Annotated in this window: 14 protein-coding genes; 12 read left to right on the top strand and 2 right to left on the bottom strand. The window is 66.3% G+C overall.

Annotated elements, in window-relative coordinates; genetic code table 11:
* Nucleotides 1-14: 14 nt before the first annotated feature.
* The 7 genes from DFP89_RS07665 to DFP89_RS07635 all read left to right on the top strand — a co-directional run bounded on the left by DFP89_RS07665 (nt 15) and on the right by DFP89_RS07635 (nt 8,711).
* The gene (locus DFP89_RS07665; RefSeq protein WP_114348840.1) at nt 15-854 is read left to right on the top strand and encodes a 2-keto-4-pentenoate hydratase; all 840 of its coding nucleotides are present in this window, start codon (nt 15-17) and stop codon (nt 852-854) included.
* Nucleotides 855-992: 138 nt separating this feature from the next.
* A complete protein-coding gene (locus tag DFP89_RS07660; RefSeq protein WP_114348839.1) occupies nt 993-2,099 on the top strand; it encodes an ABC transporter substrate-binding protein in 1,107 nt (368 codons plus the stop codon).
* Nucleotides 2,100-2,163: 64 nt separating this feature from the next.
* Nucleotides 2,164-3,012: an ABC transporter permease gene (locus DFP89_RS07655; RefSeq protein ID WP_114348838.1), complete on the top strand. Its 849-nt coding sequence runs from the start codon at nt 2,164-2,166 to the stop codon at nt 3,010-3,012.
* Nucleotides 3,009-3,791 (top strand): ABC transporter permease, encoded by a 783-nt coding sequence (locus tag DFP89_RS07650; RefSeq protein ID WP_114348837.1) that lies wholly within the window; start codon nt 3,009-3,011, stop codon nt 3,789-3,791. The genes DFP89_RS07655 and DFP89_RS07650 overlap by 4 nt, the downstream gene beginning before the upstream one ends.
* A complete protein-coding gene (locus DFP89_RS07645; RefSeq protein WP_114348836.1) occupies nt 3,788-4,822 on the top strand; it encodes an ABC transporter ATP-binding protein in 1,035 nt (344 codons plus the stop codon). The genes DFP89_RS07650 and DFP89_RS07645 overlap by 4 nt, the downstream gene beginning before the upstream one ends.
* A 164-nt stretch (nt 4,823-4,986) precedes the next feature.
* On the top strand, nt 4,987-6,924 hold the full coding sequence (locus DFP89_RS07640) for a Hint domain-containing protein (RefSeq protein WP_114348835.1): 1,938 nt from the start codon (nt 4,987-4,989) through the stop codon (nt 6,922-6,924).
* 176 nt (nt 6,925-7,100) lie between these two features.
* Nucleotides 7,101-8,711, top strand: a complete 1,611-nt coding sequence (locus DFP89_RS07635) for a calcium-binding protein (protein ID WP_114348834.1) — start codon at nt 7,101-7,103, stop codon at nt 8,709-8,711.
* Between the two features lie 119 nt (nt 8,712-8,830).
* Here DFP89_RS07635 and DFP89_RS07630 read toward each other — a convergent pair whose 3' ends face one another.
* Entirely contained in the window at nt 8,831-9,604 is a 774-nt protein-coding gene (locus tag DFP89_RS07630) for a WecB/TagA/CpsF family glycosyltransferase (RefSeq protein WP_114348833.1), read from the bottom strand.
* A gap of 115 nt (nt 9,605-9,719) precedes the next feature.
* Between DFP89_RS07630 and DFP89_RS07625 the strand changes: the two genes are divergently transcribed.
* The 5 genes from DFP89_RS07625 (at nt 9,720) to DFP89_RS07605 (ending at nt 23,890) form a co-directional block, all read left to right on the top strand.
* On the top strand, nt 9,720-11,141 hold the full coding sequence (locus DFP89_RS07625) for a hypothetical protein (protein WP_114348832.1): 1,422 nt from the start codon (nt 9,720-9,722) through the stop codon (nt 11,139-11,141).
* A 98-nt stretch (nt 11,142-11,239) separates the two neighbouring features.
* Entirely contained in the window at nt 11,240-17,542 is a 6,303-nt protein-coding gene (locus DFP89_RS07620; protein WP_114348831.1) for a type I polyketide synthase, read from the top strand.
* A gap of 20 nt (nt 17,543-17,562) precedes the next feature.
* Nucleotides 17,563-18,588: a glycosyltransferase gene (locus DFP89_RS07615; RefSeq protein ID WP_114348919.1), complete on the top strand. Its 1,026-nt coding sequence runs from the start codon at nt 17,563-17,565 to the stop codon at nt 18,586-18,588.
* Complete coding sequence (locus DFP89_RS07610; RefSeq protein ID WP_114348830.1) at nt 18,585-23,267, top strand: MupA/Atu3671 family FMN-dependent luciferase-like monooxygenase; 4,683 nt, start codon at nt 18,585-18,587, stop codon at nt 23,265-23,267. The genes DFP89_RS07615 and DFP89_RS07610 overlap by 4 nt, the downstream gene beginning before the upstream one ends.
* Nucleotides 23,264-23,890, top strand: coding sequence for a 4'-phosphopantetheinyl transferase family protein (locus DFP89_RS07605; protein WP_114348829.1), 627 nt, complete (start codon nt 23,264-23,266; stop codon nt 23,888-23,890). The genes DFP89_RS07610 and DFP89_RS07605 overlap by 4 nt, the downstream gene beginning before the upstream one ends.
* On the opposite strand, the gene DFP89_RS07600 is transcribed toward DFP89_RS07605, so the two are convergent.
* Nucleotides 23,871-25,076: a glycosyltransferase gene (locus DFP89_RS07600; protein WP_114348918.1), complete on the bottom strand. Its 1,206-nt coding sequence runs from the start codon at nt 25,074-25,076 to the stop codon at nt 23,871-23,873. The two genes, DFP89_RS07605 and DFP89_RS07600, sit on opposite strands and share 20 nt — an antisense overlap.
* Nucleotides 25,077-25,106: the final 30 nt, after the last annotated feature.

Raw genomic sequence — 25,106 nt, 5'->3', positions numbered from 1 at the left:
GGCGAGGTCTGGGTATGAAATGGTTGGTTCTGGGGGCATTCCTGCTGCCGTTTGCTGGGGCGGGTCAGGCTGCCTGTCCCGATGGCTCGCTGATGCAGAATGCCGCGCGCGGCTGGATCGCCGGCCAGCGCCTGCCCGATCCGCAGGTCCGCACGCTTGAGGACGGGCTATGCGCCTATGCCACCTTCCGCAGCGTCCTTGAGGCCGAGCTGGGCGCCCCGGTGGGCGTCAAGGTCGGCTTCACCTCGAAACCCGTGCAGGAAAAATTCGGCATCGATGCCCCGGTCGCGGGGGCGCTTTTCGCGCCGATGCTGCTGCCCGATGGTGCGCGGGTCAGCATGGCGGGCAGCCGGACGCCCTTCTACGAGGCCGATCTGATCGTCACCGTGGGCGATGCCGCGATCATGCAGGCCAAGACCCGCGAAGAGGCGGTGGCGGCGCTGAAGGATCTGCGCCCCTTTGTCGAACTGCCCGACATGGCGCTGCAAAAAGGCGTGACGCCGACCGGGCCGCTGATGGCGGCCTATGGGGTGACGCCCTGGCGCGGGGTGCTTGGGCGCGGCATCGCCATTGCCGACCTCAAGGACCCGATCAGCGATCTGGCCGGGCTGACCGTCAGCCTGCGTGTCGATGGCAAGACCGTCGATACCGCCCAGGCCGACATGCTGCTGGAGCATCCGCTGGATGTGGTGCTGTGGCTGGTCGAGCATGGCGGCTATGATCTGAAGCCTGGCTCGGTCATTTCGCTGGGCTCGCTGGGCTCGCTGCATCCGGCGCAGGCCGGGCAGCGCGTCGCCGCGGTCTATCGCGTGGGCGGCAAGACCATGCATGTCGATCTGTCGCTGGTTCCCTGACGTCAACGGCCCTGCCGGTTTGGGCAATTCGGGAAAAAACCTTTGCGTTTTCGGGGCCGTGTCGCAAGACTGTCATCCGGCGCCGCTAACAGGCAGCCTGCCGCAACGCGGCGCATAAGGAAACGGGGAGTTGACCACATGAAGATTCAATCGACTGCGGCGGGGCTTGCCGCTTTGATGGCGCTGGCCGGTTCGGGTGTGGCGCAGGCGCAGGATCTGGCGGCGCTGGAAGAGGCTGCCAAGGCCGAGGGGATGCTGAGCACCATCGCCCTGCCGCATGACTGGTGCGGCTATGGCGCCGTGATCGAGGGCTTCAAGAAGAAATACCCCGAAATTCAGGTCAATGAGCTGAACCCCGATGCCGGCTCGGCCGATGAGCTTGAGGCGATCCGCGCCAACAAGGACAACAAGGGCCCGCAGGCGCCCGACGTGATCGATGTCGGCCTGTCCTTTGGCCCGCAAGCCAAGACCGAGGGGCTGACCCAGCCCTATAAGGTCGCGACCTGGGATACGATCCCGGACGATGCCAAGGATGCGGACGGCCACTGGTATGGAGACTATTACGGCGTGATGGCCTTTGGCGTGAACACCGACCTGATCGAAGAGGGCCCGCAGACCTGGAAGGATCTGAGCAAGCCCGAATTCGCTAATGCTTTCGCGCTGGCGGGTGATCCGCGCGCCTCGGCGCAGGCGATCATTTCGGTCATGGCGGCGGGCATCGCCAATGGCGGCGAGCCGGGCGAGGCCTCGGGGCAAAAGGGCATGGAGCTGATGGCCGAGGTGAACAAGGCCGGAAACTTCGTCCCGGTCATCGGCAAGTCGGCGACCATCGCGCAGGGCGCGACGCCCATCGTCACGGCATGGGACTATAACCTGCTGTCGTGGCGCGACGGGCTGAACGGCAACCCGCCGGTCGAGGTGATCATCCCCTCGGATGGTGTCGTGGCGGGCGTCTATGTGCAGGCGATCTCGGCCTATGCGCCGCATCCGAATGCCGCGAAACTGTGGATGGAATACCTGTATTCGGACGAGGGGCAGTTGGGCTGGCTGAAAGGCTATTGCCACCCGATCCGCTTCAACGATCTGGTCAAGAACGGCAAGGTTCCGCAGGAAATGCTGGACGCGCTGCCCCCGGCCGAGGCCTATGAAAAGGCGATCTTCCCCTCGCTGGAACAGCAGGAGGCGAACAAGAAGGTCGTGACCGAGGGCTGGGACAGCGTCGTCGGCGCGGCGGTCAAGGAATAACGGACCTATCAGGACAAGGGCGGTCCCGCTGCGGCGGGGCCGCCCCCAGGTGAACAGGGCAGTCATGAGACAGATCGGTTGGAACTGGCTGGGCGTCGTGCCCTTTTTCGCCTTTGCGCTGCTGTTTCTGATGCTGCCGACGATGAATATCGTCATTGGCGCCTTCCAGAACCCCGAGGGACAGTTCACCCTGCAAAACCTTGCCGGGCTGGCCTCGCCCCGGATCGTGGACAGCTTTGTCATCTCGATCAAGATTTCGCTGGCCTCGGCGGTGCTGGGCTGCCTGATCGGCTTTGCCATGGCGGCGGCGGTGGTCATGGGCGGCGTGCCGGGCTGGATCAAGGCGCCCTTGATGACGTTTTCGGGCGTCGCCTCGAACTTTGCCGGCGTGCCGCTGGCCTTCGCCTTTATCGCCACGCTGGGCCGGGTCGGGCTGGTCACGATGCTGCTGAAACAATGGTTCGGCATCAACATCTATGCCATGGGCTTCAACCTGCTGTCCTTCTGGGGCCTGACGCTGACCTATCTGTTCTTCCAGATCCCGCTGATGATCCTGATCATTACCCCTGCGCTTGAAGGGCTGAAGCGCGAATGGCGCGAGGCGGCCGAGGTGCTGGGCGCGAGCACCGGCCAATATTGGCGCATGGTGGCGCTGCCGATCCTGTTTCCGTCGCTGCTGGGCACTTTCGCGCTTTTGTTCGCCAACAGCTTTGGCGCGGTGGCGACGGCCTATGCGCTGACCGGCTCGTCGCTGTCGATCGTGCCGATCATGCTGTTCGCGCAGATCCGGGGTGATGTCTTGCAGGACCCGCATCTGGGCTATGCGATGGCATTCGGCATGATCGTGGTGACGGGGCTTGCGAACCTTGCCTATGTCATCATGCGCACCCGGGCCGAACGGTGGATGCGATGAAACGCCTGTGGTCATGGGCGGCGATCATCGCCGGCAGCCTGTATTTCCTGCTGCCGCTGATCGGCACGGTCGAGTTCTCGTTGCGGATGCGGCGGGGGGAATATTCGCTGGACGCCTATCGCTCGGTGCTGGCGGACCCGAATTTCCGCGACACCTTCGGCTATTCCATCGTGATGGCGCTGCTGACCATCGTGCTGGGCGTGCTGATCGTGGTGCCGACCGCCTATTGGGTGCGGCTGCGCTTGCCGCGGCTGCGTCCGGTGATCGAATTCATCACCCTGCTGCCCCTGGTCATTCCGGCCATCGTCGTCGTCTTCGGCTATATCCGGCTATATAATACCTCGTCGGTCTTGCCGCTGACCGGGACGGCGGGCGGCACCAATCTGCTGCTGCTTTGCGGTTATGCCACGCTGGCGCTGCCCTATATGTATCGCGCCGTCGATACCGGGCTTTCGACGCTGGACGTGCGTTCGCTGACCGAGGCGGCGCAGTCCCTGGGCGCCGGCTGGGTGCGCATCATCGGCCGGCTGATCCTGCCCAATGTGCTGGGGGCGGTGATGTCGGGGGCGTTCCTGTCATTCGCCATCGTCATCGGCGAATTCACCATGGCGGCGCTGCTGAACCGCCCGGCCTTTGGCCCCTATATGCAGCTTCTGGGCGCGAACCGGGCCTATGAACCCGCCGCGCTGGCCGTCATCGCCTTTGCCGCCACCTGGGGCTGCATGGGCCTGATGCAACTGATTTCACGCCTGCTGGGCGTCAGAAAGACCGCGAAATGAGTTTCCTTGTCCTTGACCACCTGCAGAAATCCTTTGGCACGACCAAGGTCGTCCATGACTTCAACCTGTCGGTCGACAAGGGTGAGTTCGTCTCGTTCCTGGGGCCGTCGGGCTGCGGCAAGACCACGGTCCTGCGCATGGTCGCGGGCTTTGAGACCCCCAGCGAGGGGCAGATCGTCATCGACGGGCAGGACGTGACCCGCCTGCGCCCGAACCAGCGCCAGATCGGCATGGTGTTTCAGTCCTATGCGCTGTTTCCGAACCTGACCGTGGCCGAGAATGTCGGCTTTGGCCTGAAGGTCGCGGGCGTCCCCCGGGCCGAGCGTGGCCCCCGCGTGGCCGAGATGCTGGACCTGATCGGCTTGCCTGATCTGGGCGGGCGCTATCCGTGGCAGCTGTCGGGTGGCCAGCAGCAGCGCGTGGCGCTGGCCCGCGCGCTGGCGCCGCGTCCGCGCGTCCTCTTGCTTGATGAGCCGCTTTCGGCGCTGGACGCCAAGATCCGCGTCAGCCTGCGCAACCAGATCCGCGAGATCCAGCAGCAACTGGGCATCACGACCATCTTCGTGACCCATGACCAAGAGGAGGCGCTGTCGATTTCCGACCGCATCGTGGTCATGCACAAGGGCATCGCCGACCAGACCGGCACGCCCTCGGACATCTATAACAGCCCGGCCACGCATTTCGTCGCCGGTTTCGTCGGCACGCTGAACCGCTTCGAGGCCGAGGTGGTCGATGCCGCCTCGGGCCATGTCCGGGTCGCGGGTGCGGGCATCCTGCTGGAGCGTCCCTTGCCGCCCGGCAAGGTGGTGCTGGCCGCGCGTCCCGAAAGCCTGCAAATCGCCCCCGAGGGCATCCCGGCCGAGATCACCGGCGTCGAGTTTCTTGGCTCGGTCCAGCGGCTGCGCGCGCGCGTGGACGGGGCCGAGGTGGTGCTTGATCGTTTCAACGCCCCGGGCGAGGAATTGCCGCGTCCCGGCGCCCGCGTCCATCTGGCGGCGGCGCGTGCAAGCTGGCTGGTGTTGCCCGAATAACGCAACCCGGCCGCCCTTTGGCGCATTGACCTGTCCAAAAGAACATCTGACCCCTAACCCATACATTCGCTTAAATCGGCGACAACCCGCCGATTCGGTTTGTGGCCATGTGCGGAGTTCCGCGCGAGTCGTCGCGCAAAGGTGTTTGTTAAACAGGGGTGATCATGGCGACGATACCCGGGGGCGTAGGCAACGATACGCTGAACGGCACGAGCGATCCGGACCTAATTACAGGTGACGCCGGCAATGATGTGCTGAACGGAGGCGCCGGCGCCGATACGGTCGAAGGCGGCGCGGGTGCCGATGTCCTGCTGTGGGATGCCGACTCGACCGCCACCGGCGTGCATGATGTCTATCATGGCGGCGCGGGTGACGAGGGTTTCAATTCCAGCGCCTATTCGCAAAGCGGCGGCGACACGCTTGGTCTGGGTCTGGGCGGATCGGCGACGGACGGGTTCAATGTCGTCCTGAGCGCATCGAACAGCGGCTCGGCCACGGATGCCTATGGCAATACCCTGTCCTTTGACGGGGTCGAGCGGTTGCGGACCGGCGATGGCGCCGATTCGATCGATGCTTCGGGTGCGGTGCCGGTCGACGGCGAGGGCATCCGCCTCCATACCGGCGGCGGCGCAGACTCGATCACCGGCAGCGCTGCGACCGATTATCTTCATTCCGGTGACGGCAATGACGTGATCCATGCCGGTGACGGCAATGACGTGATCGAAGCCGGGTCCGGCAATGACACCGTCTATGGCGAAGGTGGCAATGACGGGATCCGCTGGGGCGACGGCGGCTATGACGGCGCCATCGGCAATGATGTCTATTATGGCGGCAGCGGCTTCAACACGTTGAACGCGTGGCAGAATGATTCCGCCGGGCATGGCGTGAACATGGTGCTGACCGGCGCGGACAGCGGCACCGTCGACGCGCTTGGCGGCACCGCCAGCGGCCATCTGGAGTTTCATCAGTTCCAGAATCTTCTGACCGGCGGCGGCGATGACACGATCGACGGCCGGGGCGCGGGGGCAAGCGGTTTCCGCCTTTATGCGAACTGGGGCGATGACTCGATCCTTGGCAGCATCGGCAACGACCAGCTCGAGGGCGGCTTCGGGGCCGACACGATCGATGCCGGCGCCGGCAATGATGCGATTTCGATGACCGGGGATCTGTATTCGTCGGGTCACGCCTGGCCGGATACGGAATCCGATCTTCTGGTGCTGCGGGACGGCTTCGGCCAGGACACCGTGCGCGCCTTCAACATCACGCCATATACCGACGAATGGGGCAATATCTTCCCGACGGATCGGCTGGATGTCAGCGGTTTGCATGATGCCGACGGCAACCCGATCCGTCTGAGTGACGTGACCGTCGGCACATTCACCGATCAGAATGGCAATCCGCATGCCCAGCTGACCTTCCCGAATGGCGAGACGCTGATCCTCTGGGGGGTCGACCCCGCCGATCTGGATCGCGGCACTTTGTATGAAATGGGGATCCCCTGCTTCTGCCGGGGCACGCTGATCGCGACAAATCGCGGTGAGATCCCGGTTGAACAACTTAAGGTCGATGACCTCGTGGTCACTCGCGACCACGGATTGAGCCCCGTCCGCTGGATCGGCAGCCGCCTTCTGGATGCGGTCGATCTGGCCGCGGCGCCCCGGTTGCGGCCGATCCGCATCCGCGCCGGCGCGCTGGGTCCCGGCCTGCCGCGGCTTGATCTTCTGGTTTCGCCCCAGCACCGGATTCTGGTGCGCTCGACCATCGCGCAGCGCATGTTCGGCTGTCCCGAGGTTCTGGTCGCAGCAAAGCAATTGCTGGCAATTGACGGGTTCGATCAGGTCGACAGCCCGGAAGTCGAGTATTTCCACATCCTGTTCGACCAGCATGAGATCGTGCGCTCGAACGGTGCGGAAACCGAGTCGCTTTACACCGGGGCACAGGCTCTGAAGGCGGTTGGTGCGGCCGCGCGGGAAGAAATCCTGACGATTTTTCCGCAACTGCGCGACGCCCCCGCCGAGGCTGCCCGGCCCCTGATTCCCGCTGCGCGTGGACGGCAACTTGCCCAGCGTCACGCCCGAAACAGAAAGGATCTCGTCTGCTGATTTAACAACCACAAGCTGAAATCCAGATAAATAGCCGGCTGTTCTCTGCCCGAAAGGACAGGTAACAGTGCGTTAACCATTTTCCTTTAATCCCGGCCGATGAGTCGACTAGATTCGGACGGGCTGTCATGCAGTGCGCCCCGGAGGCTAGTCAGATAGCAATTCGAGGGACTGTAATGGCCTTATTTTCTGGAACCGCAGGCGCCAACAACCTGCAGGGAACAACCAGTCGTGACACGCTTGCGGGATATTCCGGGGATGACTGGATCGACGGGCACCGTGGTGCCGATGTGGCGGTCGGAGGTCCTGGTGCCGATACCTTCATCTGGGACGAAGATCGCAACGCGGGCCGCCCGACGCTGGATATCTACAGCGGCAGCGACTGGGGCGACAATTACGACAGCAACATCTATGGCGATCTCTCGGGCGGCGACAAGCTGATCCTGGGCGCGGCATCGGGTGCTGGCGGCTTCCGCGTCTTTTTCACCGACACGGAATCGGGCGCGGCCATTGATGCCTATGGCAACAAGGTGAGTTTCTCGGGGATCGAGCGGCTCGAGTCCGGCTCGGGCGATGATTACATCAACGGTTCGGGGGCCACGGTCCTGCCCGGGCGCCACGCAGGCACCGCGCACCATGTTCCGACGCATGGACTGACCGCGCTGGGCGGCGGCGGCAATGACACCGTCATCGGCACCAGAACGGTCGACGTTCTCGATGGCGGCGAAGGGGACGATCACGTCTATGGCGGTGCCGGGAACGACCTGCTGATGTCCTCGGCAGGCAGTGATTACGGCCATGCCGGCGCCGGTGACGACAATGTGCGCTGGGGCAACAATGGCGGCACCGCGCCGATCTACGATATCGGCCATGACACGCTGATCGGTGGCGACGGTTCGGATCTGATAAATCTCTGGGGCAAGGGCGACGGCGACAACAGCATCGGCACCGTGGTGAATTTCTACACCGCCAGCTCGGGTTACGCGACCTTTGCGCGCGACAACGGCAGCGTTGTCTTCAGCGAGTTCGAACAGTTCTGGACCCATGAGGGCAAGGACACGGTCAGCGCCGCCAATGCCGATGTTGCCGTGAACGGCGGCGGCATCAACTTCAACACCCGCTGGGGCGACGACCTTCTGACCGGCAGCAATGGCCGCGATACGCTGGAAGGCGGCAACCACGCGGACACCATCAATGGCGGTCAGGGCGACGACATCATCTCGATGTTCGAAGAGGCCTATCACGCCGATGGTTCCGGGGTGCTGCCGGACGACTATCGCGACGTTCTGGTGCTCGAGGACAATTTCGGCACCGACCGCGTGCGTGCCTTCCAGGTCGGCAATGACAGCGGACGTCCGGCCGACCGGCTGAACGTCGCGAACCTGCATGACCAATACGGCAACAGCGTTGACGTGAACGACGTCGTGGTCAGCTCGCAGGGCAGCAATGCCATGCTGATCTTCCCGAATGGCGAGCGTCTTATTCTGGAGGGTGTCAGCCCGTCCAGCCTGACCGAGGCGACGCTGATCGGGATGGGCATTCCCGCCTCGGGCGCGCAATCGACCGGGCAGGCCGTTCGCGCGGCGGACAGCTCGGAAAGCACCTCCAGCACCGCGACCGCCGTGGCGGCAAGCGACGCTTCGGCGGCGGTTTCGGCCGATGCGGATGCGGCGACCGACTCGGGTCGTGTGCTGCTGGGCATCTACTCGTCGGAGACCTTTGCCGCCAACGCGGCCGCGGATGATGCCAGCTTTGCCGGCAGCTTCATGGACGTCTTTCTGGGCTGATCCGACGGCGTGGTGATACGGCCGGAAAACCAATACGGCGCCCGCAACTTCTGGTTGCGGGCGCCGTTCTGTAACGACCCGGTCCCGCGTGAGCGGTCGCGGGATGAATGGCCGGGCGATCAGCCGCGCCGGGGGCGGTCGCCGGCGCGAATCGCCATCGCCTTGCGGATATGGCCGGGCAGAATGGTGAACCCCTTGGCGTAGCGCATGAACAGGCGGCGCGGATTCGACAGCATCCGCCAGGCCCATTCCATCTTGATCTGCCGCACAAGCTGCGGCGCGCGGCGCTGATGCCCGGACAGGAAGTCGAGCCCCGCCCCGATCGAGGTAAACCCGACATTGCCCAGCGCATCGCGGGCATGGATGGCGAAACGCTCTTGCCGGGGGGCACCCAGCGCCAGAAAGCACAGCCGCGCCCCGCTTTCGCGGATGCGGCTGATGATCTGCGCCGCCTCGTCACCGACCGGATCAAAGGGAAAGCCCGGCGCATGGGTCAGCGCGACCGTCAGGCCCGGCACGCGGGCGCGCATGCTGTCGGCGGCCAGCGCCAGCGAGGCCTCGCTGCTGCCGATCAGAGCCACCGGCAGCTCCTGTGCCGCCGCCTCGGCGGCCAAGGGCAGGACCAGATCCGAGCCCGGCGCCAGCGCCACCGGCCGTCCGGCGATCCGCGAAAGCCAGACGATCGGATTGCCGTCGGCACAGACCAGGTCATGCGCGGCATAGGCGCGGCGGAACTCGGCTTCTTCGGCCAGCCGTTGCAGGTGATCGACATTGATCGTGGCGATGGCAAAGCCGCGCCCATCCCGCAGGCGCTGCCGGACCTCGGCCAGCAGTGCTGCGGAATCGTGACAATTGATGCGGACAGCATTGCCGTCCGGAAAGCTGAAATGCATGATACGCCTCGGTCCGGCCGGGTTTGTGGCAGGATGGGTTGATGGCCCGGGGATTGCAACCGCCCCTTCCGGGTCGGTTGGCAGGCGGATGCGCCGCGAGACAGGAGTCACGGCATTGCCGATATTCGCGCTGTTGGTTTTGTTGTCCTGGCCGGTGGTGGTCGCCGTGCTGTTTTCGCGGCTCGATCCGCAACGGGCGCTGATCTGGTCGATCCTGGCGGGTTATCTGCTGTTGCCGCCCGTGGTCGAGATCGATCTGCCGGTCTTTCCCGGCCTGAACAAGGCGATGGTGCCGGCATTGGCGGCGGCCGTGATGGTCTATTTCGTGATCCGCGACCGTGACGCGGCGACCCCGCCGCCGATGGGGGCATTTGTCTCGTTCCTGCTGGCGGTCAATTTCATCTCGCCGATGGCGACGGCGCTGACCAATCCCGATCCGCTGATCGACGGCGTCAACTATCGCCCGGGCATGAACTTTGCCGAAGGGTTTTCCAACGTCATGCTGCAAGGCATGCAGATCCTGCCCTTTCTTCTGGGATACAAGCTGTTGTGGAATGTCGAGGGGGCGCGGGTCTGGATGCGGGCCCTGGTGCTGGGGGTGCTGTGCTATACCGTCCCGATGCTGATCGAGCTGCGGATGAGCCCGCAAATCAACGTCTGGGTCTACGGCTATTTCCAGCACGACTTCATCCAGACCATTCGCTATGGCGGCTATCGTCCCATCGTTTTCTTGCAGCATCCGCTTTGGGTGGCGCTGATAGCGATGATGGCTTTTCTTGCGGCTATCGCCATCGCGCGCAATGACCGCACCCGCCGCAATATCCTGATCGCGGTCTATCTTGGCGTGATCGTGGTGCTGTGCAAATCGGCCGGGGCGCTGTTGCAAGCGATGATGGCTGCGCCGCTGGTGCTGCTCGCGCGGCCGCGCCAGATGGTGCTGGCGGCGGTTCTGGTCGCGACCTTCGCCTTTTCCTATCCGACGCTGCGCACCACCAGCTGGATGCCCCTGCAGGGGATCGTCGATCTGGCCATGTCGATCTCGCCCGAGCGGGGGCGGTCGCTGGAATTCCGGCTGATGAACGAAGAGCTTCTGGTCGAACGCGCGCTGGAGCGGCCGGTCTTTGGCTGGGGCAATTGGGGGCGCTCGCTGTTTTATGATCCTTATGATGGCCGAATGTCCGCGGTGCCGGACGGGCAATGGGTGATCTGGGTCGGCGCGCGCGGGATCGTGGGCTATCTGGGGTATTTCCTGCTGCTGCTGACGCCGATCTTTGCGCTGTGGCGTGTCATGCCAAAGGGGCGTGATGCCGCCGCACAAAGCCCCGCACTGGTCGCGCTGGGGACGATGGCGCTGATGCTGGCGATGAATCTGCTGGATCTGATCCCCAATGCGACGGTGACACCGCTGACCTGGCTGATGGCCGGATCGCTGCTGGGGAATGCCAACAGGTTGCGAAATAACGTCCCGGATACCGGCGACAGACCCGAAACCGCCGAAGTTCTGCCGAAAAAGGCAGGCATTCAAACGGTTTTATAGGTTGGTCCGACAGGCCGGATTCGCTATGCCGAATGTGCCTGCATGTTGTTAAATTATTGAACCCCCCCGGGTATTATTCCAGTTGAAGAGGGATCGTCATGGCCTTCGACCTGAACGACGTTGAAGATACCGATATCGCCATCGTGGGCATGGCGGCTCAGCTGCCGGGTGCTGCCGGCGTGGCGCAATATTGGGACAATCTGTGTCGCGGTGTCGAATCGATCCAGCCGGTTCCGCAAGCCGATCTGATCGCGCGGGGCGAGTCGCGGGCGCGGCTTGCCGATCCGAATTACGTTCCCTCGGCCGCGATCTTGCAGCAATTCGATGAATTCGATGCCGAGTTCTTTGGCCTGTCGCCGAAAGAGGCGGCGATCATGGACCCCCAGCACCGCAAGTTCATGGAAACCTGCTGGCACGCGCTGGAGGATGCCGCCCATCCGCCGGAACGCTTTGACGGCAATATCGGCGTCTGGGCCGGTTGCGGCATGGGCAGCTATTTCTATTGGAATGTCTGCTCGAACCGCGATCTGGTCGATGGCGTCGGGCATTTCCTGCTGCGCCATACCGGCAATGACAAGGATTTCCTGTCCACCCGCGTCAGCCATGTCTTTGATCTGAAAGGCCCCAGCGTCAATGTGCAGACGGCCTGTTCGACCTCGCTGGTGGCGATCCACATGGCCTGCCAGTCGCTGCAATCGCGCGAATGCGACATGGCGCTGGCCGGTGGCGTGACCATCGAGATGCCGCATGGCGTCGGCTATCTTTACAAGGAAAACGAGATCCTGTCGCCGGACGGGCATTGCCATGCCTTCGACCATCGCGCGCAGGGCACGGTCTTTGGCAGCGGCGCGGCGGTGGTGGCGCTGCGGCGATTGAAGGACGCGATTGCGGATGGCGACCATATCTGGGCGGTGATCAAGGGCTCGGCCATCAACAATGACGGCGCCGCCAAGGCCGGCTATCTGGCCCCCAGCGTCGAGGGGCAGGCCCAGGCCGTGGCCGAGGCGCTGGTCATGGCCGGCGTCAGCCCCGACGATATGGGCTATGTCGAATGCCACGGCACCGGCACGGCGCTGGGCGATCCGATCGAGGTCGCGGCGCTGAACCAGGCCTATGCGCGCCTGTCCGAAGGCACGCGTCAGGGGCCTTGCCGCATCGGCTCGGTCAAGACCAATATCGGCCATCTGGATACGGCGGCGGGCAGCGCCGGGCTGATCAAATCGGCGCTGGCTGTGCATCACGGCCAGATCCCGCCCAGCCTTGGCTATGAAAAACCGAACCCGGCCATCGATTTCGAGGGCGGGCCGTTTCAGGTCAATGACCGGCTGGGCGGTTGGCCCGTGCCGGGGCCGCGTCTGGCAGGCGTGAACTCGCTGGGCGTGGGCGGCACTAATGCGCATGTTATCCTGCAGCAGCCGCTGGCGCTGCCGGGGGCCGAGGATTCCGACTGGCCGTTCCATATCCTGACCGTGTCCGGGCGCAGCAAGGCGGCGCTGGACGCCAATAGCGCGGCGCTGGCCGAATGGCTGCGCGCGCATCCCGATGTGGATATGGCCGATCTCAGTTTCACGCTGACGCAGGGGCGGCGGCAGTTCGACCGGCGCCGGGTGCTGGTCGCGGGCGATGCCGCGCAGGCGGCCGAATTGCTGTCGCATCCCGATCCGCTGCTGGTCTTTGACCACCAGCCGGTGGGCGATCCGGCGGATGCGGTCTTCATGCTGCCCGGCGGCGGCGCGCAATATGCCGGTATGGCGCGCGGGCTTTACCAGACCGAGCCGGTCTTCCGCGAATGGATGGATCGGGGCCTGGATCACATGGCGCAGGCGCATGGCACCGAGTTGCGCGCGCTGTGGCTGCCCGAGCCGGGCACTGAGGCCGAGGCCGACAAGCGCCTGTTGCAGCCCTCGTTGCAATTGCCGCTGCTGATGATCACCGAATATGCGCTGGCGCAGCTTTGGATCAGTTGGGGCGTGCGGCCCGCCGCGCTGATCGGGCATTCGATGGGCGAAAACACCGCCGCCTGCATCGCCGGGGTCATGTCCTTTGAGGATTGCATCGGCCTTGTGCGGCTGCGCGGGCTCTTGATGGACCGCGTGCCTGCGGGCGGCATGCTCAGCGTGCCGCTGGAGCCGCATGAATTTGAAATCGAACTGACCGAGCTGGGGCTGGATCTGGCCGCCGTCAACGGGCCTTCGATGTCGGTGGTCTCTGGCCCTGATGCGGTTCTGGACCAGTTCGCCGCCCGCATGAAGGCGCGCGAGATCGAATGCCAGCGCATCGCCATCTCCATCGCCGCGCATTCGCGGCTGCTGGATGGGATCATGGCCGAGTTCCGCGCCTATCTGGCCAGCATCGCGCTGCATGCGCCGCAGATCCCGATCATCTCGAACCGGACCGGCCAGCCGATGACGGCGGATCAGGCGACCAGCCCGGACTATTGGACCGCCCATCTGCGCGGCACCGTGCGCTTTGCCGATGGCATCGCATGGCTGGCGCAGCAACCGGGGCGGGTCTTTCTTGAGGTCGGGCCGGGCCGCGCCATGCAGGCCATGGCCAAGGCCAATCCGGGTGTCGCGGCGCATCAGGTTGTCTCGACCCTGCGCCATCGCGACCATGCGACCGGGGATGACACCTATTTCATGGCCGCGCTTGGCCGTTTCTGGGCCTGTGGCGGGCAGATCGACTGGGATCAGATCTGGGGCGGCGTGACACGCCGGCGCCTGTCGCTGCCCGGCTATGCCTTTCAGCGCAAACGCTACTTCATCGAACGCTCGGCCAGCATTGCGACCGAGGCGGCGGATGAACTGGCCCGGATCGAAGAGCCCGCAGAATGGGGCTGGCGTCCAGCATGGCGTCTGGCCTCGCCCGCGATCGAGATCGGCCCGAACGGCCCGGTCACGGGTGCGGCGCAGAACTGGTTGATCTTTGCCGACGATCTGGGGCTGGGCGCGCGTCTGGCCGACAGGCTGCGGGGTCTTGGCCAAAGCGTGGCCTTGGTCACGCCGGGCGACACTTTCGCCGACAAGGGGCAGGGCCAGTTCACCCTGCCGCTGGAATCCGACCGCGAGGGGTATGAAATCCTGCTGGCGGCACTGGCCGGGCAGAACATGGTGCCGCGCCGCATCCTGCATCTGTGGTCGGTCACGCAGGGCGCGCAGTTCCGCGCCGGCTCCAGTCTTTTGAACAGCCAGCTTGAACGCGGTTTCTTTGGCCTGTTGCATCTGGCGCAGGCCATCGGCGCCGAAATCCCCGACGCGGCGCTTGAGGTGATCGCGGTCTGCAATGACGCGCTGCGCATCGCCGATGAACCCGCGCCGGTGCCGGAAAAGGCCACCGCCGCCGGTCCGATCCGCGTCATGCCGCATGAAATGCCCAATGTCACCGCCCGGCTGGTCGATATCCGCGTGCCCGAGGGGCGCGCCAAAAATCTGGACGCGCTGGCCGCGAACCTGCTGGAGGAGGCGCTGGCGCCCTCGGGTGCGGCCATTGCCGCATGGCGCGACGGCCGCCGCTTTGAACAGGGGCTTGAGCGGGTGGCACTGGCGGATGACGGCATGGCCGCGATCCCGCAGGGCGCGGTCTGCCTGATCACCGGCGGCTTTGGCGGCATCGGTCAGGCCATCGCGCGCGAACTGGCGCAGCGCGGCGGCGCGAAACTGGCGCTGACCACGCGCGGGCGGGTGGATGCGCCCGGCATTCTGGCCTCGATCCGGCAGCTTGAATCGCTGGGGGCCGAGGTGCTGCCCCTGCGCGCCGACGTGACAAGCCCCGAGGACATGGCCCGCGCCGTCGCGGATGTGCGCGCCCGCTTTGGCGGCATCGACGTGGTCCTGCATGCGGCGGGCGTCATCCGCGACAGCCTGATCGCGGCCAAGACCGATGACGACGCCTGGGACGTGCTGGCGCCGAAACTGCTGGGCACGCGCGCCCTGATCGAGGCGCTGGCACCCAATCCCGCCGGGCTGACGGTGCTGTTTGCCTCGACCTCATCGGTGATCGCGCCGGCGGGGCAGGCCGATTATGTCGCGGCCAACGAATATCTGAACGCGGTGGCGCGCAGTGCGCCCGCCGCGCTTGGCCGGGTGGTCGCGGTGAACTGGGGCGTCTGGGCCGATGCCGGCATGGCCGCGCGGGCCATGGGGCTGGACACCGCCTCGGCCATCGCCACGCCCGAGGGGCGGCCTTTGCTGAACGAAAGCCTGCCCATGCCGGGCGGGCGCGAATTCCGCAGCGCGCTCAGCACCGCCGACTGGATCATCGGCGGCCACCGCACCGCCGCCGGTCAGGCGCTGATGCCGGGCACCGGCTGGATCGAACTGATCGCCGAGGCGGCGATGGAATCGGGCCTGAGCCTGCCCTTTGTCATCCGCGAGCTGGAATTCCAGCGCCCGCTTCTGATCAATGACACCGCGCTGGTCACCACCCGCATCGGTCCCGAGGGGGACGCGATGCGCGTCCAGATCCTTGACGACCCGCAGGGCGAGGGCAATGTCTCGGCGCTGGTCGCGCCCTTGCAGGAACCCGCGCCCGCGCCCCTCAGGCTGTCGGGTGGCTGGGATCAGGACGGGCAGGGCGCGGCGCTGGCCTCGGCGCAGGAACGCCAGATGGATTTCGGCCCGCGCTGGAAGGTGCTGCGGCGCTTCCGCATCGCCGGGGATGAGGGCGTGGCGGAACTGTCGTTGCCCCCCGAATTCGGCCCCGATCTGGATCAGGGTTGGCTGACGCACCCCGCGCTTCTGGACATTGCGACCGGCTGGGCCATGGCGCTGATCCGGGGCTGGACCCCGGACAATCTGTGGGTGCCGATGGGCTACCGCTCGATCCGGATCTACCGTCCGCTGCCGGCGCAGATCGTCAGCCGCATCCGCAATGCCGGCGACAACAGCGATGCGCAGGGCATGGCGCAGTTCGACATCACGCTGGCCGCGCCCGATGGCACGGTCTGCGCTGAAATCCGCGGATTTGCGCTGCGCAAGCTGCAGGCCGCGATCTCGGCCAAGCCGCAGGGCCGGGTGCAACCCCCTCGCAGCCTGTCCCCGGCCGAGCGTCGCCTGCATCACAATATCAGCCAGGGCATCCCCGCCGCCATCGGTCCGGCGATGATGTCGCGGGCCATCTCGACCGGGTTGGCGCAGGTCTATGTCTCGTCGCTGGATCTGAAATCGCTGATTGCCGAGGCCGGTGCCGTCGAGGATGCCGCCCCTGCCGAAGGCGGCTTCGAGCGGCCCGATCTGGACAGCGATTTCGTCGAGCCGGCGCCGGGCACGCAGGCCGAACTTGCCGCGATCTGGTCGGAGCTGCTGGGCATTGCGCAGGTCGGCGCGGCGGACAGCTTTTTTGATCTGGGTGGGCATTCGCTGATCGCGGTGCGCATGTTCGGGCAGGTGCGCAAGAAATTCGGCGCCGACCTGCCGATCTCGACCCTGTTCGAGGCGCCGACCATCGCCGAGCTGGCCGCCCTGATCGAGGAACGCACCGGCCCGCGCGAAATCGCCGCCGCCGAGAATATCCGCACCCTGCCGGGCACTGATCGTCCCAAGCGTCGCTTTATCGTCGATATGGGCGGGCGCGGCGACGGCACGCCCTTCTTCATGGTCGCGGGCATGTTCGGCAACGTGATGAACCTGCGCCAGCTGGCGCAGCGGCTGGGCGGCGACCGCCGCTTCTATGGCATTCAGGCGCGCGGATTGCTGGGCGATGACGTCCCGCATGAAACCTTCACTGATGCCGCCCGCGACTATATCGAGGAGCTGCGCGAGGTGCAGCCCGAGGGGCCCTACCTGCTGGGCGGTTTCTCGGGGGGTGGGTTGACCGCCTATGAGATGGCGCGGCAATTGCGCGCCGAAGGGCAAGAGGTGGCGATGCTGGTCATGCTCGACACGCCCTTGCCGCTGCGCGAGCCGGTCAGCCGTCAGGACCGGCTGATGATCCGGCTTGGCGAATTGCGCGAGGGCGGGCCGGGCTTTGCCTGGAAATGGTTGCGCGACCGCGTCGGCTATGAGTTCCAGCGCCGCAGCAAAGCCAAGGCCGTCGAGGCCGAGGTTGCCGCCGAGGCGACCGGCGCCTTCCACGATCTGGCAATCGAGGCGGCTTTCTATGCCGCGCTGCCCAGTCTGGAACTGTCGGTCTGGGACGGGCCGGTGGCGATGTTCCGCCCGCCCTTGGACAAGCGCTGGAAGGCGACGGGCGGGCGCTGGATCAATTCCGGCCGCGATTATGTCGTTGCCGACAATGGCTGGACGCCGTGGATGCCGAAATTGCAGGTGATCGAGGTGCCGGGCGACCACGATTCGATGGTGCTTGAGCCGAACGTGCGGCGGCTGACCTCGATCCTGCGGGAAATCCTGCGCGAGGCGGACGCCGAAAACGACGCCCCCGCGCGGGTCAAGGCGGCCGAGTGACGATGACGGGGACTGCGCATATGACTGCCCCCGCCAATGGCTCCGTGATCGGCCCCGAAACCGGCGCCGCGCCCAGCATCAACGTGATCTTGCTGAACTGGCGCACGCCGGACATGACCCTTGAGGCCGCCGAGGCGGCGCTTGCCGAAATGGCGGGTCTCGATGCCGGGCTGACCATCGTCGACAACGATTCCGGCGATGGCTCGTTCGAAAAGCTCAGCGCGGCGGCGCAAAAGCGGGGCTGGCTGGACACGGGCCGTGTCGCGGTGGTGCAGTCGGGCTGGAATGGCGGCTTCGGGGCCGGCAACAATTACGGCATCCGGCAGGGGATGCCCGACGGGCGCCGGGCCGATCTGGTCTATCTGCTGAATTCGGACGCGCTGCCGCAGCCCGGTTCGATCCGGGCACTGGCTGATTATCTGGGCGCGCATGCGCAGGTGGGCATCGCCTGTTCGCGCCTGCGCGGCACCGATGACGTGCCCCACAGCACCGCCTTTCGCTTTCCCGGCATCGCCAGCGAATTCGAGCAGACCAGCCGCACCGGCCCGGTCACGAAGCTTTTGCGCAAATATGTGGTGGCGCTGCCCCAGCCCGTGACATCGGGTCGCGTGGACTGGTCGGCCGGGGCCTCCATGATGATCCGCATGGATGTTCTGGACCGGATCGGCCTCTTCGACGAAGGATTCTTCCTCTATTACGAGGAAACGGACCTGTGCCGTCGCGCCGCCGATGCGGGCTGGCAGACCCATTACATCGTCGAAAGTCTGGTGCTGCATATCGGCTCGGTCAGCACCGGGATGAAGGGTTGGAAGCGGCCGCCGGATTACTGGTATGACAGCCGGCGGCGCTATTACGAAAAACACCACGGCCGGATCGGTGCGCTGCTGGCGACTGCGGCCCATCTGGGGGGCGCGGGGCTGTTTCAGCTGCGCTGCCTGCTTGCGCGGCGCAAATCCGACATGCCGCCGGGCCATCTTTCATATCTGACCCGCCATGCGCTACGTGCGCAGCCGGGTCCTGTTCATGTTGAAAAGGGTAAGCCATGACGCAGTTCTCCGCGATTCTGGTGGGCAATGAATCCTTGCTGCGCCACGCGGCGCAGACCTTGATGACGCGCGGGCACCGGATCACCGCCATCGTGACCCGCAACCCGGAACTGCGCGACTGGGCGCAGGGCGCGGGCCTGACGGTCGAGGATCAGGACGCGCCGATCCCCGCAGATGCGCCGGTGGCGGACTGGCTGTTCAGCGTGGCAAACCTGTCGATCCTGTCGCCGGCGATGCTGGCGCGCGGGCAAAAGGGCGCGATCAATTTCCATGACGGCCCGCTGCCCAAGCTGGCCGGGCTGAACGCGCCGGTCTGGGCGATCATCGGCGGTGAGCCTCAGCACGGCATCAGCTGGCACATGATCGAGGGCGGCGTCGATGAGGGCGACATCCTGACCCAGCGCCTGTTCGAGATCCGCCCCGACGACACCGCGCTGACGCTGAACGCGCGCTGCTTTGCGCGCGGCGCCGAAAGCTTTGCAGATGTCGTGGCGCAACTTGAAGCTGGCGGCCCGCAGCGGGTCAAGCAGGACCTGAGCCTGCGCAGCTATGTCGGCAAGGACAAGCGCCCCGAGGCGGCCTCGGTTCTGGATTTCACCCAATCCGCGGCGCAGATCGGTGCGCTGGTGCGCGGTCTGGACCATGGCGGTTATTGGAACCCGCTGGCGGCGCCCAAGGTCGTGTCGGGGGATCGCCTGCTGACCGTCCTGGCCTATCTGGGCAGCGAAGCCGCGCAGGCCGCGCCCGGCACTGTGCTGTCCCATGACGGCGATACCGCGCTGATCGCCGCGACGGATGCGGCGGTCCGGCTGCAATTTCTGGGCGAATTGCCGCTGGTCGGCACGGTGATCGCGGCGCTTTCGGCGCAGGATCGCGCGCGGCTGACCGGGCTTGCCGACGGGGCCGCGAAGCATGACGGCTGGTGGCGCAAGCGTCTGGCGGCGATGAACCCGGCGGTTCTGCCGGGCGAGGGCTCGGGCGAAAGCCTGCGCGTGCAGCTGATCCCCGGCGCCGCGCCGGAACGGATCGCGCTGGCGGCATCCTTGCTGGCGCGGCTGGCGGGGCAGGTCGAGTTCGATCTGGCCCTGCGCCCGGCCGGACAGCCGGAACTGGCCGGGCTTGCGGCGGGGATCATCGCCGACTGGCAGCCGCTGGCGATTGACGCGCGCAGCGACCGCAGCCTGTCGGATCTGGGCACCGAGCTGGCCGCGCGGATCGAGGCGCAGGCGAAACGCGGGACCTTTACGCAGGACCTGATCCATCGCGCCCCCGAACTGCGCGAGGCGGCGACCCCCGATCTGGCGATCAGCCTTGCGCCGCGCGGCCCGGTTCCGGGTGCGGCGCTGACCGTGACCCTGACCGATGGCGGGGCCTATCTGGACCATGATCCGGCGCGGATCAGCGCCGCGCAGGCGCAACGTCTGGCCCGTGCGCTGGACGGCGGCTTGGCGCTGTCGGGAACGGTGCTGCTGCGCGACATCCCCCTGATGGACGCCGCCGAGCGCGAGGAACTGCTGGTCGCCCGCAACGCCACCCGGTCCGATTTCCCGCAGAGCTGCATCCATGACCTGATCGCCGATATGGCGGCCGAAAACCCCGATGCCGTGGCGCTGGCCTTTGAGGATCGCAGCCTGACCCGCGCGCAACTGGACCGCGCCGCGAATGCATTGGCGGCGAAGCTGGCGCAGATGGGCGTCGGGCCGGACCAGCCGGTCGGGCTGTTCGCCAAGCGCTCGCCCGAGCTGGTCATCGGCGCGCTGGCGATCTGGAAGGCGGGCGGCGCCTATGTGCCCTTGGACCCCGATTATCCCGCCGACCGGATCGAGCTTTACATTCAGGACAGCGGCGCGAAAATCGTGCTGGTCCAAGACGGTCTGGCCGATCGGCTGCCCGCGCATCAGGCGCAGGTCGTGACCATCCCGACCGATCTGCCTCATGGGCTGGTCGCGGGGCCCGATAGCCATGTCGCGCCGGAGAATCTGGCCTATCTGATCTATACCTCGGGTTCGACCGGGCGGCCCAAGGGGGTCATGGTCGAACATCGCAATGTCGCCAATTTCTTTGCCGGCATGGATGCGGTGATCCCGTATCAACAGGGCGACGCCTGGCTTGCGGTCACCAGCCTGTCCTTTGACATCTCGGTTCTGGAAATCTTCTGGTCGCTGGCGCGCGGCGTGACGCTGGTCATCGCTGGCGAGGAATCGCGGCTTGCCGTCTCAAGCACGCCGACGGCAACCGCCCCGCGCCGCGAGGTTCAGGGGGGCATGCAGTTCAGCCTGTTCTATTGGGGCAATGACGACGGCCCCGGCCCGCGGAAATACCAGCTTTTGCTGGAGGGCGCGCGCTTTGCCGACCAGAACGGTTTTGTCGCCGTCTATACGCCGGAACGCCATTTCCACGCCTTTGGCGGCCCCTATCCGAACCCTTCGGTTTCGGGTGCTGCCGTGGCGGCGGTCACCAAGAACATCTCGGTCCGCGCCGGCAGTTGCGTGCTGCCCCTGCACCATCCCGCCCGCGTGGCCGAGGAATGGGCGATGATCGACAACCTGACGGCGGGGCGTGCCGGGCTGGCCATCGCCTCGGGCTGGCAGCCGGATGATTTCGTGCTGCGCCCCGAAAACGCGCCGCCCAACAACAAGACGGCGATGATCGCGGGCATCGACCAGTTGCGCCGGCTGTGGCGCGGCGAAAAGGTCGATCTCCCCCGCGCGGGGGGCGGCAGCTTTGGCGTCGTGACCCAGCCGCGCCCGGTGCAAAAGGAACTGCCGCTGTGGATGACCGTCGCCGGCAATCCCGACACCTGGGTCGAGGCCGGGCGTCTGGGCATGAACGTGCTGACCCATCTTCTGGGCCAGAGCATCGACGTGGTCGAACAGCGCATCAAGGAATATCACGCGGCGCTGCGCTCGGTCGGGCATGACCCGGCGCATTTCACCGTCACGCTGATGCTGCATACCTGTCTGGCCGAGGACCGCGAGACCGCGCGCGAGATCGCCCGCGAGCCGATGAAGAACTACCTGCGCAGCGCGGCCGCGCTGGTCAAGCAATATGCCTGGGATTTCCCGGCCTTCCGCCGTCCTGCCGGCATGACCAATCCGATGGCCATCGACCTTGGTTCGCTGTCCGAGGAAGAGCTGGACGGCATCCTTGAATTCGCCTTCCTGCGCTATTTCGAGGATTCGGGCCTGTTCGGCACCGTTGCCGATGGGATCGCCCGGGTCGAGCATCTCAAGACCATTGGCGTGGGCGAGATTGCCTGCCTGATCGATTACGGCATCGCGCCCGAACAGGTCATGGCCGGCTTCCCGCTGCTGGCGCGGCTGCGGGCCGAGGTGAACCCCCATTCCGAGGCGCCCGAGGACGGCGATTTCTCGATTGCGGCGCAGATCCGGCGCTGGGGCGTCACCCATCTGCAATGCACGCCCAGCATGGGGCGGATTCTGGTCTCGGACCCGCAGGTGGCCTCGGCCATGGCCGGGCTGAAATGCGTGATGCTGGGCGGCGAGGCGCTGCCGCCCTCGCTTCTGGCGGAAATCAGGGCGGTCACGCGGGCCAAGGTCCTGAACATGTATGGCCCGACCGAGACCACGATCTGGTCCACCATCGCCGATCTTTCGGACGGGGGTGAGGTCACTCTGGGTCGGCCCATCGCCAATACGCAGGTCTATGTTCTGGACGCCGACGGCATTCCCGTGCCCCCCGGCGCGCAGGGCGAGCTGTGGATCGGCGGCCATGGCGTCACGCGCGGCTATTGGCAGCGCGAGGACCTGACCGCTGCGGCCTTCCGCCCCGATCCTTTCGTCCCGGCGGATCGCGCCGCGCCCTGGGGCGCGCGCATGTACCGGACCGGCGATCTGGTGCGCTGGCGCGAGGATGGCGGGCTGGACTATATCGGCCGCGCCGATCACCAGATCAAGCTGCGCGGCTTCCGCATCGAGCTGGGCGAGATCGAGGCGGCGCTGGCCAATGAACCCGGCGTGCGCGAGGCGGTCGCCTTGGTGCGCGAGGATGCGCCCGGCGACAAGCGGCTGGTCGGCTATGTGACCGGCACGCCGGACCTGTGCGAAAAGAAACTGCGCGAGGCGCTGCTGGCGCATCTGCCGGCGCATATGGTGCCGGGCCGCATTTTGCGGCTGGACCACATGCCGCTGACCCCGAACCGCAAGATCGACCGCAAGCAATTGCCGGTCCCAGGCGCGGTGGTCATGGCGGCGGTGACGACGCTGGGCGGGGCCGCGGCGGCACCGGCCATCGAGGCCGGCCCCGCCGCCTCGGCCGCTGCGCCGACCGAGGATCTGGCGCAGGCGGTGCAAGCGCTTTGGTCCGAGGTTCTGGGCGTCCAGCAGATCGCCCCGCGCGACAATTTCTTCGCGCTTGGCGGGCATTCGCTGCTGGCGATCCAGCTGCACCGGACCATGCGCGACCGGCTGGCGCTGCCGCGTCTGGGGGTGACGGATATCTTCCGCTTCCCGGTCATGGCCGATTTCCTGAAACATGTCGCGACCCTGGCACCAGCGGGGGCTAGCCCCGCGCCAGTTGCCGCCGCCCCCACAGCCGCCCCGGCCGCGCCCCGCCCGGCTACTCAGGTTGCGACAGCCCCGGCTGCTGCTGCGGCGCAGGCGGATGACGCCATGGCCAAGCGCCGCGCGCTCCGCGCACAGCTTCGCGGCGGGAAATGAGTTCAGACGCTCAGGCGCTGCGCGATCTTGCGCGGCGCCTGCTGCCGCCCGGCCATGGCTGCGCGGTGCTGCCCATGACGCAGGACCCCGCGCCGCTCCTCCCCGAGGAGGAGATCGCGATTGAGCGCGCCGTCCCCAAGCGGCGGCGTGAATTCGCCCTTGGCCGCATGGCGCTGCGCGCCGCAATCCGCGAGGCCGGGCATGACCTTTCGGAGGCGCAGCCGATTGCCGCGCGACCTGACCGGCAGCCGGACCTGCCGCCGGGCCTCCATGCCAGCCTGTCCCATAGCGGCGATTATTGCATTGCCGTCGCCAGTCCGCCCGGCGGCGCCAGCATCGGCGTCGATCTGGAGCCGGTGACGCGCCCGCTGCCTGACGGCTTGGCCGAGACGGTGATGCCCTTTCGCCTGCTGGGTCCGGGCGACCCGCTGCTGGCCTTTTGCGTCAAAGAGGCGATGTTCAAGGCGCAATATCCACTGACCCGGCGCATGCTGGATTTCAGCGCCGTGCCTGCCGTGATCGGCCCGGCACGGTTTCGCGGCTGCCTTGGCCCCCGCCTGATCAGCGGTCGTTGGGGGCAGATGGTAGGGTATTACCTTGCAATCAGCCTGTGGCGCGGCTGAACAGCGCCTTGAGCTTTTGGGCGGAAACGCGGATGTCGTGGCGCGCGGTGACGCGGGCGCGGGCCGATGCGCTCATGCGGGCCAGTGTCTCAGCGTCGGTCGCGGCAGCGGCCAGCATGGTTTCGGCCAGCGCATCGGCGTCGCCCGCGGGGATCAGCCAACCCTCTTGCCCGGGACGGACCAGCTCGGGGATGCCGGCGATATAGGTGGCGATGACGGGCCGGGCGCAGGCCATGGCCTCCATGATCACCACCGGCAGCCCTTCGGCAAAGCTGGGGGTGACCAGCGCATGGGCGGCATTCATCGCCGCGCGGACGCCGGATTCGTCCTGCCAGCCCAGCAGGTTCACGGCATTCTCCATACCCTCGGCGGCAACCAGCGCCTCGATCTGCGGGCGTAACTCGCCGTCGCCGACCAGTGACAGGCGCAGGCTCGGGTCACGGCGCCAGGCCTTGGCAAAGGCGCGGATCAGCAGGCCAAAGCCCTTTTGCTCGGCGAAACGGCCGACCGCGACCATATGGAACGGGCCTTGGGGCAGGGGGGCAGACGTGTCCCAACGGCTGAGGTCCAGCCCGCAATGCACGACCTGCACCTTGTCCCAATCGCCCGTTTGGGCCCAGCGGCACATCTGCGAGCGGCCATAGCTGCTGACCGTGGCGCAGAATTCGGCCCCGGCCAGCTTGCCGCCCAGATCCAGCGCGGCGGTATTGTCGAACTCCTCGGGGCCGTGAACGGTAAAGCTGAAGCGCGGGCCACCCATCAGGCGCGCATAGGCGGCGACGCGGGTCGAATTGGTGCCGAAATGCGCGTGGATATGGTCGATCTGCAAGTCGCGGGCGCGGGCGGCGATATGCGCACCCTCGGCAAGATAGATGATCTGCCGGGCCAGACTGGATTCGCCGGCGGCGGCGCGGCGGCGGGCCAATTGCAAGGCAGCCGCGAATTGTCGTGGCTTCGCGGCCCCTTGGCGAAGAAGGCCGATCAGGAGCCGCCGGCCGCCAGCATTCAGAACATGCTCGGTGCGGGCATCTTCGGCCAGGTCTGCCGGATCAGACAGCTCTGCCCGGTTGCTGCGCATGGCGAAGCGATGGATTTCGACCCCCTCGGCCTCAAGCGCGGCGATCTCGCGGCGGATGAAACTGTGTGACGGACGTGGGTAAGTATTGACCAGATAGCCGATTCGCAGGGTCTTGCTCCGTAAATTCAACAAAATCTG

The sequence above is a fragment of the Paracoccus lutimaris genome, assembly GCF_003337565.1.
Taxonomy (GTDB): domain Bacteria; phylum Pseudomonadota; class Alphaproteobacteria; order Rhodobacterales; family Rhodobacteraceae; genus Paracoccus; species Paracoccus lutimaris.
Note: the sequence above shows the minus strand (reverse complement) of the source record. Positions and strands in the feature narration are given on the sequence as shown.